This window comes from Shewanella sp. KCT, from assembly GCF_007636505.1.
Lineage (GTDB): Bacteria > Pseudomonadota > Gammaproteobacteria > Enterobacterales > Shewanellaceae > Shewanella > Shewanella halotolerans.
Map to the genome: position 1 here is coordinate 176,037 of NZ_LVDJ01000004.1, position 12,555 is coordinate 188,591.

A 12,555-nucleotide genomic window follows, 5' to 3' on the forward strand; every position below is an offset into this window, starting at 1 on the left:
CCCCTCAGTGTCGACGTCTGCAATATGTCGGTACATGGCTTGGTAAAGATGGGGCTGGGTAACTCGGTCGTGGAGGCAATCGGCCACATGTGCCGAGGTCATCTTTTCCCCGTGATGAAAGTAGACATCCGACTGGAGGCGGAGCCAGAGCTGATCTCCTCTGAATTCATAATGGTGCGCCAAATGGGACCGGATCCGCTCGGTCTCGCAGTGCAAAAGCGTATCAAACATCGCCTCGATGTAGAGTCTTGAGACGGCCTGATAGGCCCATAGGGGGATGAATCTGCGGTACTTGACAAGGAACCAGGGATACGAAGAGATTTCGCGTCTGCAGCGAAGCTTGTGCCACCGATAGCCAGTAAGGCAGGTTTGCCCGAAAAATACTTGGCAACCGAAGCTTTCAGCAAGGCGCGACTCTTCGATGAGCCCCTGCACTTGCAGTGCATGTCCTGCACCCCATCAACGCAGTGTTGAAAGGTGTCACAATCAGCCATCTAAGATTTATGCCCGCCTTCCGGTGGCCAGTAAATCCAGCCAATTGAGGAAAGGGTTTTCATTAGCTTGGCGGGCGGTTTGCCGAGTCGTGATTCAAAAGTGTTGAGGCATTTATAGAACTCGTGCTGTATGACCTTGTCATGTACTTCTTCTGATTTAGCCCATTTCGATAGTTCTGCGAACTAACTGTTTGAACCTAGAACGAACTGATTTGTCGGCGAACAGCCTTTGCCATTTGGCGTATTGCTCACGAAAGCACTCAAGTCGTTAAAATGGCGTGCAGCGCTGCCCACAGCACTTAAAGCATCCTACTTTCCACCGGGCGGGATACAAGGTAACTTCCGCCCGCGGGTTTGCCTGAAGATGGCACCATCAGTCTTAAGTTTTACCATCACGAACCTAAAGCATATCGTTTTGCGATAAATTTTTATTGATTATTGTTTTTTATTGGCCTAGAGTAGCCCCATAACATCATCAAACTTCGGAGTACCTAGATGGACAAAATTACAAAATTAAGCCGCCTTGCGCGGAGAGTGTTCCAGTTTATTCTTGTTGTATTGCCGCTTTTTGTCGCCTACTTCTGGCTGACCGTCGAAACCTCTTATGACATTTTGACCCGTTCAGGGCTCATCAACCTGAGCTTAAACTTTGACTCGCTTGGCGATGCCCCTATTACAGTGGGAATGCGACTTTCACTAACCCTGATTAGTCTGGCCGTGACAGCGGTTCCGGTCTATGCGCTGGTGAAACTGGTCCGTTTGTTCAGAAATTATGAGCAAGGGGATGTGTTTTCGCTCGAGAATGCGCTGATTTACCGGCAATTGGCACTGAGCCTGTTTTATTGGGTGATCGCGTCAGTCATCTATGGGGCGATGATTTCACTGATCGTCACCTTTGATGCACCTGCCGGGCAGCACCAACTGACCTTGAGCTTTGATGACGGGCAGCTACTGACCCTGATGCTTGGCCTGATCACACTGCTGATTTCCTGGGTGATGAAAGAAGCATATCGATTGTCAGATGACAACAAATACACGATCTAGAACAGGCCCAGCATGAGTATAGAGATCAATTTAGATGTCATGATGGCCAAAAGGAAAATGCGCCTGAAAACGCTTTCCGAAGCCGTCGGTATCACGGAAGCAAATTTATCGGTGCTTAAGAATGGCAAAGCGAAAGCCATTCGCTTCTCGACCCTGGAGCTGCTATGCCGGGCACTGGATTGTCAGCCCGGCGATCTTCTGGCGTTTGATACTACAGGGGAAGATGATCAGAAGCGATAGGTTATCCCGGCAGGGTTATGCAGGGTAACACCATTGGTTCAGCGTGTTTGCAAAGATAAAAGGCCATCGGGGTGGCCTTTTTCATCAACAGCAATCCGGCTTAGAGATATTGTGCAAACCAGCTGAGTTCCTGGCGCACGACCGACTCAAAGTGATCGCCACTGTACACCTGGTAATGCGTCGCCCTGGTTCAATATGCAACTGTTTCGGTTCATTGGCCTGCGCGAATAAGCGCTGTGACTCGCTCACAGGATTCACGCCGTCTTCTCCGGCAGCCACAATCAGCAGCGGTTTTTGCAATGCCACCAGGGCCTTGAGCGGTTTATGATTGATGGTTTCCCACACTGTCAGGAACGGGATCTTAATGTTGAGCGCGGGAAAGTCCGCTTTGAACTGGTGAAAGAAGGCGACCGACTGCGGATCTGAGAACACTTTGGCTCAGGTAATACCTCTAACAATAGGCGGACTCCGCATCCAGTATTAAGGGTTGTGGAAAAAAGAGCTGCTTGAGAACGCTGTCATGATCTTTGCCTCTGAAAGCCAGTTAGGCAAAGGTAATTCCAAAGAAATAGACAAGCTGCACGCAAAAATCGGCCAATTGACCATGGAAAAATGATTTTTGTCCAAAGTGCTCGGTCGTTAGACCGAGCCCAGCGAAAGAGTTCGCTGGTTAAATTCACCCAACTACCGATAAAGCGTCAGTGTGAGCTTCTCGATATTGCTCTACGGAGCCTATCGGACTCTCTGCTGAGGAGATTGAATTACGCCGTATGATTGACGAAATTCACCTTCAGTATCCGTTCATGGGCCGTAGGCGCATTCGAACTGAACTGATTAAGAAGGGTCATAACGTTAATTGCAAGCGTCTTGTCCGGATCATGCGAGAAATGGGCATTGGGGCGATTTATCCCAAGTCAAAAACGACACTGGCGAACAAAGCATACAAGATTTATCCGTACCTGTTGCGTGATATCGAAGTCACTTATCCAAACCAAGCTTGGGCTATTGGTATCACGTACATCCCAATGGCTAAAGGGTTCCTGTACTTGCTTGCCATTATCGACTGGTATAGCCATGGATAAAAGCTTTTTATCGAGGCACTCGAAGAAGAGCTCCAACGCTACGGGTCGCCCGATACCTTTAACTCCGATTAGGGCAGCCAGTTTACTAGCATTGAGTTCACACAGAAGTTCTTTTAGTCAGGGAATACTAATCAGCATGTATGGAAAAGGTCGATGGGTCGACAACGTTTTTATATAGCGATTATGGCGAAGTCTGAAATATGAGGAGGTTTACTTAAAAGCTTACAGCACGTCCCGTGAAGCAGAGCTTGAAATTAGCCACTATACATGGTGTTTTATAATGAGGAGCGTAACCATCAGGGATTCAATGACCTCACCCCTGATGAAGTCTACTTTGGCAGACAGAGATACGCGGCATGAACTGGATCAACCACTTAAAGGATTAGCTTATGTGTCCAACCATTGGGAGCCACTTCTGAGTTCTTCAAGCACATTAGTTATCTAGCAAAAGAGAACACTAAGCACTTTCGTAGCGGTGTGTTTATATAACTTAGGCAGACATAAGAAGGCAACCGCTTTGCTTCTTAATTTGTTGGTATCGACAACTGATAATTAGTCAATAAAAGAATACCAAAGAGCAATACTGCTATATGCAGAAGACCTTGATAAAAAGTGGTAAATATTGCCTTCCTATGTGTGTTTGTTCGTCTAACCGTGGAGTAGACACAATAGCGTTGTTCTAGTGATGAATTCTAAGGTTTTGGGTCTCGATAACAGTTTAACAGTTAGTAGCTGACAAGGAGCGATGAATGAGAATACAGAGACGGTGTGCTGAGACTCAAAGTGAGTTTAATAATGACCACTCGTAAGATTACTCATTTTGTTGCGGGAGGAGCATCTGCTGGCATTTTGAATTCTCTTCTTGCACCAGATGAAAATAAGCGGGTGGTAGAGCTGTGTGACCCGTTGGCTTATGGTCCTCTAATTAATTATGGTACTGTGCAGGGACGTGCACTACGTAGCAATTGGTTTAAGGGGGTATGTGGTCTTATTAATGAACCAGACTTATGGTCATGGTTATCCGACTATATAGGGCTGCCCATATTGCAGAGTTATCAGGATCTCGAACGCGATGGCGATTATGTTGTTTGGGTTGGCCAGTCAGTGGATGAACAATTAATGTTGCGATTGCTTTGCTCAGTATTGCCGGAACAAAGTTTATTTTTAGCTGATGTAACGACAGGTCAGTTGGATAGAGACACCATACCAATCGTTGGAGCCTGTTCAACTAAAGAGCTTACCACCGTCATTCCGGTGCCTATTGATATCTTTCAGCAAACTAAATTAGCAAAAGAATGGGAGAGTATTCTTGTGTGCAGGGATATGGTTAGAACTTGGAACGGTTCCTCAATTAAGTCCCATGATGAGACGTTTTTTGATGATGCACTTCTTTCCGCGATTGGGTCACGAGTTTGTGTTGCAGCACAAGCCATTGGCCGTGTACTTGGTGATTATGTAGGGCAAGTCGATGATACTTTTCTTTGTTACAGGTTGCATGTGTTGATATTGAAGGGAATAGTGTGTGCGGTTGGTGAAGGGCCTTTATTTAGACGTGAGTTGAGTCTGGCGTTATGACACGAGAGGTTTGAACTCTTAGAGAAAACATAATAGGGTGAGAAAAGGAAATGGAAACATAATTGCTAGGGGGCACACTTTGCCTATAGAGTGCCCGTTTAGTGTATGGCTAAAGAAAATATAATTTCGCATACTCACCATCCGTAGTGTTGGACATCAATGATGCGAACGTTTGGCGTTTGGATAGTCGAGCTATGGGAGCATCAGTAAGTATGAGCCATTACACGCTATAGCATAGTTTTGATTATGAAAATTACCAATGGCAGTGTTTATATAGGGACTCAACACATTTCATTGACCTGAGTTGGGCCTCATCAATATCAGCCTGGCTTAAGTCATCAAAGATTATTCCTTTCATATTTTTAATATCTTTTCCGTTGTATTGACTGATGTTTAACCACATATAGCTTGTGATATCATTTTTAGGTACCATTTTCCCCTGATAGTAAATAACAGCAAGCTTATATTGTGCGTCTTGCTGTCCATTCCTTGAGGCTAAGTTAAACCAATGTAGAGAATACTTGTCATTTTGTAGGACACCTTCACCTAGTTCATACATTTGACCAATGTAGAACTGTGCATCTTTATTGCCTTTCTTTGCTGATTGTAAGAACCAATGTGCTGATTTTTTTAGATCTTTGCTAATGCCATCGCCACGGTAGTACATTAAACCCAAATAAAACTGCGCTTTATTTTCGTCATTTTCTGCTGCTAACTTAAAATACGTAAATGCATCCTCGTATTGTTGAAGAGAATAAAGGTAGATTCTCCCAGCACTATATTGAGCGTCTACAAAACCTTGGTTTGCTGACTTAACGTACCAATCTAAAGCTTTCGCGACACTTTTTTCAACACCCAGTCCTTTACTATACATCCAGCCTATCGAGTACTGTGCTTGAGCATCTCCGTTCTCAGCTAAGGGTAGCCATTCTGCATAAGCAGCCTTATATTTCTTTTGGCTAAGCGCGATGTATCCTTTTTCATAGGCTTCATCAGAGTTTAGAGTTTGTTCATTTGTGATATTGGTAGTACCACTCGTACAGGCGCTTAAAATAAGAAGAGGAATGAAAATTAAATAGCGAAGCATGATTTATTGACTGCATGATGAAAATTTAAACGTAAGTATATCAGTGGTGGTCACTAAAAACATGATGTTAATCAGATGATTAATAAGTACTATTTGAATTAAGTGAAAGTTGCACGTACGGTTCTCAGGAGGGCGGCATCTGGTAACTGGTGTCGCCTATCCGACAAAAGTGTTTTAGATGTGAAGCTTAGGTATAGAAGCAAAAAAAAAAAGAATGGGGAGCGTGATTGCTCCCCATTGTCATTTTTTACCGTCGCTGGTGGTGTTACTTTTCTTTGATTGCGTCACAGCCTTCAGGAACTGTGATGGTCGATATGTTCTTACCTTCCTGTTGCGCCGCTTTCACATCCATTTTGTATTGAGTGCATTTGCCTACACTGACGTTGACGGCTCCCGAATCTGCGGATGGGTTACCGCCCAGTGTTCCGCCAGCAAATGCGAAAGAGGTAGAGAAAGCTAATGCTGCTGTGATAAGTAGAGTTGACTTGTTCATAGTTAATCCTTACGAGTTGGTTGAGTGTGTTATTTGGGAATTGAAAGTTAGAAGGTGTAGACAAAGGTGCCCGCGCTGGAGGTGACTTCGATTTCTTTCACGCTGTCTACGGTGCAGTTGTTGCTGTATCCGGTGTAGGTTTGGCCGAACTTTAATGAAACATTTCTTGATAGCTCTGAGGCTGTACCTGCGGGTAATCGGCAGTTGCCTCGGTTAATCACCACATTGCTGATTACGGTGTTGTCGGCGATAGCTTGCAGGTCAAAAACCAATGTTCCCCAGTGAGGGTTAGTCGATATCGATACTTCAATATCTGCTGTTGCTGCTTGAGTCTCTTCTTGGTCACCACAAGCGGTGAGTCCGATAAACAGGATGGTCATAGCGGCGTATCGGAGTAGGGTGTTGGTTAATGTCATAACGGTGCTCTCCTTATCGGTGAGTGAAATTCAAGGCGCACTGACTTCATCGTGTTCACGCATGAACCGCTCAATATTGAAATCAGTCGGATAGGTAAAAGAAAACGTCGATACACTGGCCTCATCAATCAAAGGCAAGGTGAGGGTGCGTATCGTGTGTTGACCGGATAATCGAAAGAGCAGCAAGAGCGCGTCACACTGAACCGAGAGTCCCAGTGGCTCAATGAGCGCCTTCTCTTGCTGCAATACTTGGCTAGATATTTTGAGCATACGGTTGTGCAGTAACGCCGTGTGTACCGCATTCAACACGTTCCGTTGCTCGTCACTCCACTCTCGAATCGTGGGCAATGCCACATGTACTTTGGCTAACCATTCTTGTTCTTTTGAATGTGCTGAACCCTTGTGGGGCAAGGGTTTGTCTCTCTCCGAGGAGGACCCTTGCCCATAATTCAGTGCATCAGGAACCAGCGGTAGTAAGTACTTGTTGGTCAGTTGCCAATAGAGCATTTCCTGCTTGTTGAGTTTCAGTAATTGCTCTGAAGTTTTCCGATAAACATGAGGCATGCTCATCGAATCACATTCCACATTAAACACCTCAACAATGACTTCATCGAGGTAGCGTTTAATGCTGCGCGTGGTGCGGTGGATATCGAGTAGGGCTAACTGCTGCTGCAACTCCCTAACGGTGATCCATCGATGTTGAGGAATAAGCATCAGCGTGTGCAGCAAAGCGGATAACCCTTCAATGCTGGTTTTATTGCTCATGACTACGCTCTCAATACATTAAAGCTCCACACCGGAGTCGGACATTTAATGTCGGGAGAATAGAGGTGGGTCAGACACATAATGTCCAACGGTTAAAATGCAATCAATTCGTTTCATAAAAGTGTGAATTAATTAACATTAACGGGGTTTATGCTTGTCACTGAACTCTGCAATCGCTGCCAGTAACCCAATTAATAGCACCACTAGAAAACCTAAAGTGGATAGGGCTCCAATGGCACCGAAGAACGGGGAAAGAGAGAACAACGTAATGAGGGCAGTGACAAGTTTGATGGTTTGTAGAAGAAGGGAAGTCATGAGTTATTGCGGGGTGACGGCTATCTCGTTGTAAGCGTCCGTATCGACATAGGCCAGAAAGTTACTCTCCCATAGCCGATACAGCTCTTTGGCATCACGGCTACCTTGCATGGGTAGCCAGCCACGATAGGCCACAAAGAACTGTCCAACCCGAAAATCAAAATCCAAGTTGCGCTCCAGCTCTGGGTAGTAGTTGCCCATGTAAGCAAAGTCAGTGATGTACTCAATGCTCCATGCCCCTGTTGAGGTATGGCAAATCGCCATCTCTACCGGATGAAAGCCGCCTTCATCCGCGCTGTAACTTTTATCGCGAAAGTTAAACACCAGATAACGGCTGGTGGTCAGTGCTTCATTAATCAGTAAATGGGTGGTGAATCGCTCGCTTAACAGCTTATGCAGTTTCTTAGACACAGGTAGTGATGATGCTGTGAAGGTTAATTTGGACATAGTGAGTCCTCCTTGTTTCAGGATTCAAATAAGAAATACAGAGTGAGAATTATTGGAACGTACCGACCATCGTCAGTTGCACGTCATCAAAGACGTTTCTGGAAAGATGACGAGCAAAGGCTTTCATCCAGACCGAGAGCAGCTCTTGTACCTCTGGATGGGATAAATCCGTACTCCCCACATCGGGTTGATAGCACCAGCGATTAGCAAGGTGAAAGTACAACTCAGGCTCAACAGTTGTACTGTTATCATCGGGATAAGAGAAGCTGGCAAAGAACACCACCAGCCACGGGCTTGAGGCTGACTCACGTTTAAGCTGTACTTCAATGGGATGCAAACCTTGTCGATGTCGGTAGTAACTCATTTGGCGGCAGTTCAACACGAGTCGTTCCGCATTGTCCGAGATGTTGTATCGATTCAGAAGTGCTTCCAGTGACACATGTAATGCATCATCAATAGAAAGCTCACCGTAATGTTGTTCAATCATAACCACCCCCTTTCAGCAAACGAGGTGCAGGTATCGCCTGTCACGATATGGTCGAGAACTCGAACATCCACCAGCGCTAAAGCGTCTTTGAGTCTTTCGGTTATGCGCCTATCGGCTTGAGACGGCGTTGAGTCACCGGATGGATGGTTATGGGCAAATATCACCGCTGCTGCATTCACTTCTAACACAGTTTTCACCACTTCACGTGGGTAGACGCTGGCCGCGTCCACCGTTCCTTGAAACAGCTCTTTAAACTCAATCAGTCGGTTTTGGTTATCTAGTAGCAATAAGGCAAATACTTCCCGCTCATAGCTGCCTAACTTGCAGCGCACATACTCTTTAGTGGCATCAGGGTTAGTTAGGGCATCACCACGCACGTAGCGTGTTGCTAGTATCTCAGCGGCATGCTCTAGGATTTCATTTTCCTGATAGCGTCGCTGCTTTTGGTAATCGGACGTTTTGGGATTCATTTCGGGCTCCTGTAGGAATCAATGATGAGTATTCACATTGATGACATATGCCTGAATATTTTTGGATTGAGGGTGATAACGTTATTACCTAGTGCGTATGTAAAAAATATAATCAATTCAATATCAGTAAAAACATGATGTTGGTTGAATTCTGCTCTCATAGCCCTCATTCTATTTATGGATATATTTTCTTGCTTATGGTTCCCAATTGTGGAACTTTGTTGATTTTTATTTTTGCTGGTGCAATAATGTTCCCAAATGGAGAACCTTGATGCGTTTGATAGGTATAGAAAGGCTCAACGCCATTAAAGGTATCAGTAACGAAATTGATATCTGGATTTCAGCTTGGGTGGCAGAGATTAACCATGCGAGTTGGAGAAGTGATATGGAATTGATCGATGCTTTTCCAAGAGTTGAGCATGTAGAAGAATTTTCTTATATGTTTCCTATTTTTGGTTATGACCATATAAGCATCAAAGTCACTTTCTGTTTTAACGGAGGTATTGCTGTGATTCATGAAGTGATAAACAAATGAGTAAGTCTCAACCAAGAGTGATTAGAACTCAGGACCAATATCAAGAGTATATGTCTGAAGTTGAGTCACTAATTGTACAAAAATTAACACCTGGTTCCGATGACGCTGAGAGATTGGAATTGCTAACCGTTTTGATTGAAAGCTATGAGTCTTCCAATTATGCAATCGAGCCAGTAGATCCTATTGATGCTATTAAATTTAGAATGGCTGAGAAAGGGTTAAAGCAAATTGATTTAGCTCCGTATTTTGGAACAAAGAGCAGAGTATCAGAGGTACTTTCAGGTAAACGGCCGTTAACTGTTCCGATGATCAAGGCCTTATCAGTTGGCTTGGGTATAGCTCCTCAAACATTGTTGGGACTAGATACGGATGATAGAGCTGTTACGGAAAATCCGTCTAAAGCCGAGTTCAACTGGTCAAAATTTCCGATTAAAGAAATGCTGTCAAGAGGTTGGATTGAGGATACAGGTGCTAAGGTAAAGAAGAATGTTGAAGAGCAGGTAAAAGACTTTATCAGTAGCCTTGGGGGATCGACCGCGAGCGCATCCTTCAAAAGAACTCTTTCAGGTGATGCTTATTCACCTTTGAGTCAATATAAGCTTTATGCTTGGGTAGCTAGAGTTATACAGAAAGCTCGCACTCGAAACCTAGAGTATCCATTCGACGCTAGCGTTTTAGGAAAAGAATTTTTAAAGGATTTAGCGCATTTAAGCTGGTCTGAATATGGTCCATTACTCGCGGTAGAATATCTAGAGAAGAATGGTATTTGTGTTGTTATTGAGCCGGCTTTAAAAGGCACTTCGGTGGATGGTGCAGCACTAAAAGATGCTGATGGCAGGCCTATAATTGCTCTGTCACTACGACAAGATAGGCTGGATAACTTTTGGTTTACCTTGCTTCACGAAGTTGTACATATCTGGAAGCATGTCGACCTAGATAAAACATTTGTAGATGATTTAGAAAATCATACCGAGAGTAAAGATAAGCTCGAAGCTGAGGCGAATAGATATGCCAGAGATACTTTCATTCCGAGAGTTGTTTGGAAGCGGAGTAAAGCATACCTAAATCCGAGTAGTGCAACTATCGATGCTTTGTCTAGAGAATTGAACATTCATCCAGCCATCATCGCTGGAAGGTTAAGACGAGAATCTGGCAAATATAATCAGTTCTCTGAATTGGTTGGTTACGGGGAGGTTAGAAAGCACTTCCCTTCTAAATATTGGTAAGTGAGGCGAGTTATGACTCCTAAGTACGTTCCTATTTTAAAAGCGAAAAAAGGCGAGTTTGATGCATATAAGAATTTGCCTCGCACAGTTCAACTACACACGCTACCTGTATTTGAACTTCCGACGCTAACAAGCAAAATGTTAGAAACAACGTACTTAGGGGTTAGTAATCCTAGAGAGCAGTTTATAAACAAATGTGCTGTAGGCTTAAGCTCTTCTATCTCAGTACCTACTATTGGTGTCGATATCCATTCATGGGCACCAGACTCTACAATTGAGAATGGCGAGCACGTACTGTCCGTCTTCACTAGTTGCCTTTCTAACGAAGGATGTGAAGTTTTACCTGTTATCGGGTATGACCGGTGGGAAGATGTAGAATACTCTACAGTATTACAGCTTCTTGCTCAGTCAAAGGATCGTTTTATTCTTCGTTTGGATTCATATGCCTTTGAAGATATGGTTGAGGAAGAGCCGTTTTTAGACACTATCGAAGATATCGTCTCGTCTATGGGGCTAGATACCCGTAAGTGCTCTGTGATTCTAGACTTTGGAGATGTTTCAAAAGATACAATAGTTTGTAGTGGTACGCTGAATTTGGTCACTTAGTTAGAGGTGATATCATCACCTCATAAGTTAACAGGTGACATTATGACAAAACGTACAAGACGACTATTTAGCGCTGAATTCAAATTAGAAGCGGCACAATTAGTCCTAGATCAGAACTACTCAGTGACAGAGGCTGCTCAAGCCGTGAATGTTGGAAAATCCACGATGGATAAGTGGGTTCGCCAACTAAAAGAGGAACGCCAGGGGAAAACACCTAAAGCATCACCTATGACGCCTGAGCAAATTGAAATACGTGAATTAAAGAAGAAGTTAGCTCGCCTTGAAGAGCATAATGAAATATTAAAAAAAGCCACGGCTCTGTTGATGTCGGACTCACTGAACAATTCTTGATAATCAAGAAACTCCAGCAGAGCTACAGCATAAAGACATTATGCGAAGTCTTTAATGTTCACCGAAGTAGTTACAACTACTGGCGAAAACGACCAGTAAGCATTGATATAGAAACAGTAAAGCTTCGTAGCTTAGTTAGCGAGGCTCACACCGCCAGCAATGGCTCGGCGGGAGCTAGAACCATTGCTGGCATAGTAACAAATCTAGGAACGAACCTGAGTCGCTACAGAGCAACTAAGTTAATGAGAACCCTTGGTTTAGTGAGCTGCCAATTACCCAAGCATAAGTATCGTAGGACATTACAGGAGCATGTTGAAATACCAAATTACCTGAGCCGTCAGTTCGCGGTAACTGAGCCTAATAAAGTTTGGGTTGGTGATGTCACTTATATCTGGACAGGTAATCGCTGGATGTACTTAGCGGTTGTTATAGATCTTTTCGCTAGAAAAGCGATTGGTTGGGCTATGTCGTTATCGCCTGATAGTCGATTAACAGGTAAGGCTCTTTCAATGGCCTACGAGTCTCGTGGCAAGCCACAAGGCGTGATGTTTCACAGTGATCAAGGGACTCATTATACAAGCAGAAGATACCGCCAATTACTGTGGCGTTTCCAGATAAAGCAAAGCTTATCTCGACGCGGAAATTGCTGGGATAATGCACCAATGGAGCGTTTCTTTAGAAGTTTGAAGACAGAATGGGTGCCGACGGTAGGTTATCGTAGCTTCGCAGAGGCTCAACAAGAGATCACCCGCTACATTATCGGATATTACTGCCAACTCAGGCCACATCAGTATAACGGTGGCCTAACGCCCAATGAATCAGAACGATTATATTGGGAAAACTCTAAAACCGTGGCCAATTTTAGTTGACCACTACAGGATAAGAAATACAATCCGAGAAGTGATGAGATCAAAGTTCATAG

The 12,555-nt window shown here is 44.3% G+C and carries 15 protein-coding genes and 1 pseudogene; 8 read left to right on the forward strand and 8 right to left on the reverse strand.

The window, feature by feature from the left end; genetic code table 11:
• Positions 1-989 precede the first annotated feature (989 nt).
• Both AYI87_RS07740 and AYI87_RS07745 read left to right on the forward strand, forming a co-directional pair.
• Positions 990-1,538 carry a DUF2975 domain-containing protein gene (locus AYI87_RS07740; RefSeq protein ID WP_038175661.1) on the forward strand — a complete coding sequence of 183 codons (549 nt, stop codon included), beginning with the start codon at positions 990-992 and terminating at the stop codon, positions 1,536-1,538.
• A 12-nt stretch (positions 1,539-1,550) separates the two neighbouring features.
• The gene (locus AYI87_RS07745; RefSeq protein WP_038175660.1) at positions 1,551-1,778 is read left to right on the forward strand and encodes a helix-turn-helix domain-containing protein; all 228 of its coding nucleotides are present in this window, start codon (positions 1,551-1,553) and stop codon (positions 1,776-1,778) included.
• A gap of 84 nt (positions 1,779-1,862) precedes the next feature.
• Here AYI87_RS07745 and AYI87_RS07750 read toward each other — a convergent pair whose 3' ends face one another.
• Positions 1,863-2,210 carry a lysophospholipase gene (locus tag AYI87_RS07750; RefSeq protein ID WP_144201020.1) on the reverse strand — a complete coding sequence of 116 codons (348 nt, stop codon included), beginning with the start codon at positions 2,208-2,210 and terminating at the stop codon, positions 1,863-1,865.
• Between the two features lie 58 nt (positions 2,211-2,268).
• On the opposite strand from AYI87_RS07750, the pseudogene AYI87_RS07755 reads away from it, so the two are divergent.
• A pseudogene (locus AYI87_RS07755) lies at positions 2,269-3,220 on the forward strand (IS3 family transposase); the annotation flags it as partial.
• 435 nt (positions 3,221-3,655) lie between these two features.
• Entirely contained in the window at positions 3,656-4,435 is a 780-nt protein-coding gene (locus AYI87_RS07760; RefSeq protein WP_038175646.1) for a DUF3658 domain-containing protein, read from the forward strand.
• Positions 4,436-4,688: 253 nt separating this feature from the next.
• Here the strand turns inward: AYI87_RS07760 and AYI87_RS07765 are convergent, their stop codons facing one another.
• The 7 genes from AYI87_RS07765 to radC form a co-directional block, all read right to left on the reverse strand.
• The gene (locus AYI87_RS07765; RefSeq protein ID WP_088720851.1) at positions 4,689-5,522 is read right to left on the reverse strand and encodes a tetratricopeptide repeat protein; all 834 of its coding nucleotides are present in this window, start codon (positions 5,520-5,522) and stop codon (positions 4,689-4,691) included.
• A gap of 265 nt (positions 5,523-5,787) precedes the next feature.
• Positions 5,788-6,015 (reverse strand): hypothetical protein, encoded by a 228-nt coding sequence (locus AYI87_RS07775; protein ID WP_144201022.1) that lies wholly within the window; start codon positions 6,013-6,015, stop codon positions 5,788-5,790.
• A 47-nt stretch (positions 6,016-6,062) separates the two neighbouring features.
• Positions 6,063-6,431 (reverse strand): hypothetical protein, encoded by a 369-nt coding sequence (locus AYI87_RS07780; RefSeq protein WP_144201023.1) that lies wholly within the window; start codon positions 6,429-6,431, stop codon positions 6,063-6,065.
• A 30-nt stretch (positions 6,432-6,461) separates the two neighbouring features.
• A complete protein-coding gene (locus tag AYI87_RS07785) occupies positions 6,462-7,196 on the reverse strand; it encodes a transcriptional regulator (protein WP_144201025.1) in 735 nt (244 codons plus the stop codon).
• A gap of 318 nt (positions 7,197-7,514) precedes the next feature.
• Positions 7,515-7,958 (reverse strand): DUF2787 domain-containing protein, encoded by a 444-nt coding sequence (locus AYI87_RS07795; RefSeq protein ID WP_144201027.1) that lies wholly within the window; start codon positions 7,956-7,958, stop codon positions 7,515-7,517.
• Positions 7,959-8,007: 49 nt separating this feature from the next.
• On the reverse strand, positions 8,008-8,445 hold the full coding sequence (locus AYI87_RS07800) for a DUF2787 domain-containing protein (protein ID WP_162884276.1): 438 nt from the start codon (positions 8,443-8,445) through the stop codon (positions 8,008-8,010).
• On the reverse strand, positions 8,442-8,915 hold the full coding sequence (radC, locus tag AYI87_RS07805; protein WP_116869982.1) for a RadC family protein: 474 nt from the start codon (positions 8,913-8,915) through the stop codon (positions 8,442-8,444). The genes AYI87_RS07800 and radC overlap by 4 nt, the downstream gene beginning before the upstream one ends.
• A 271-nt stretch (positions 8,916-9,186) precedes the next feature.
• On the opposite strand from radC, the gene AYI87_RS07810 reads away from it, so the two are divergent.
• The 4 genes from AYI87_RS07810 to AYI87_RS07825 all read left to right on the forward strand — a co-directional run bounded on the left by AYI87_RS07810 (position 9,187) and on the right by AYI87_RS07825 (position 12,502).
• Positions 9,187-9,450, forward strand: coding sequence for a hypothetical protein (locus AYI87_RS07810; protein WP_116869983.1), 264 nt, complete (start codon positions 9,187-9,189; stop codon positions 9,448-9,450).
• Positions 9,447-10,676 (forward strand): ImmA/IrrE family metallo-endopeptidase, encoded by a 1,230-nt coding sequence (locus tag AYI87_RS07815; RefSeq protein WP_029809306.1) that lies wholly within the window; start codon positions 9,447-9,449, stop codon positions 10,674-10,676. Before AYI87_RS07810 ends, AYI87_RS07815 begins: the two co-directional genes overlap by 4 nt.
• Positions 10,677-10,688: 12 nt before the next feature.
• Positions 10,689-11,282, forward strand: a complete 594-nt coding sequence (locus AYI87_RS07820; protein WP_144201029.1) for a beta family protein — start codon at positions 10,689-10,691, stop codon at positions 11,280-11,282.
• Positions 11,283-11,324: 42 nt separating this feature from the next.
• A protein-coding gene (locus tag AYI87_RS07825; protein WP_144201031.1) for an IS3 family transposase occupies positions 11,325-12,502 on the forward strand; the annotation gives its coding sequence in 2 pieces (ribosomal slippage) (positions 11,325-11,583 and positions 11,583-12,502; 1,179 coding nt in all).
• Positions 12,503-12,555: the final 53 nt, after the last annotated feature.

Bases quoted from the DNA above. Each gene is read 5' to 3' on its own strand.
- AYI87_RS07740 (WP_038175661.1), top strand. From the start codon at position 990: ATGGACAAAATTACAAAATTAAGCCGCCTTGCGCGGAGAGTGTTCCAG.
- AYI87_RS07745 (WP_038175660.1), top strand. From the start codon at position 1,551: ATGAGTATAGAGATCAATTTAGATGTCATGATGGCCAAAAGGAAAATG.
- AYI87_RS07760 (WP_038175646.1), top strand. From the start codon at position 3,656: ATGACCACTCGTAAGATTACTCATTTTGTTGCGGGAGGAGCATCTGCT.
- AYI87_RS07765 (WP_088720851.1), bottom strand. From the start codon at position 5,522: ATGCTTCGCTATTTAATTTTCATTCCTCTTCTTATTTTAAGCGCCTGT.
- AYI87_RS07775 (WP_144201022.1), bottom strand. From the start codon at position 6,015: ATGAACAAGTCAACTCTACTTATCACAGCAGCATTAGCTTTCTCTACC.
- AYI87_RS07780 (WP_144201023.1), bottom strand. From the start codon at position 6,431: ATGACATTAACCAACACCCTACTCCGATACGCCGCTATGACCATCCTG.
- AYI87_RS07785 (WP_144201025.1), bottom strand. From the start codon at position 7,196: ATGAGCAATAAAACCAGCATTGAAGGGTTATCCGCTTTGCTGCACACG.
- AYI87_RS07795 (WP_144201027.1), bottom strand. From the start codon at position 7,958: ATGTCCAAATTAACCTTCACAGCATCATCACTACCTGTGTCTAAGAAA.
- AYI87_RS07800 (WP_162884276.1), bottom strand. From the start codon at position 8,445: ATGATTGAACAACATTACGGTGAGCTTTCTATTGATGATGCATTACAT.
- radC (WP_116869982.1), bottom strand. From the start codon at position 8,915: ATGAATCCCAAAACGTCCGATTACCAAAAGCAGCGACGCTATCAGGAA.
- AYI87_RS07810 (WP_116869983.1), top strand. From the start codon at position 9,187: ATGCGTTTGATAGGTATAGAAAGGCTCAACGCCATTAAAGGTATCAGT.
- AYI87_RS07815 (WP_029809306.1), top strand. From the start codon at position 9,447: ATGAGTAAGTCTCAACCAAGAGTGATTAGAACTCAGGACCAATATCAA.
- AYI87_RS07820 (WP_144201029.1), top strand. From the start codon at position 10,689: ATGACTCCTAAGTACGTTCCTATTTTAAAAGCGAAAAAAGGCGAGTTT.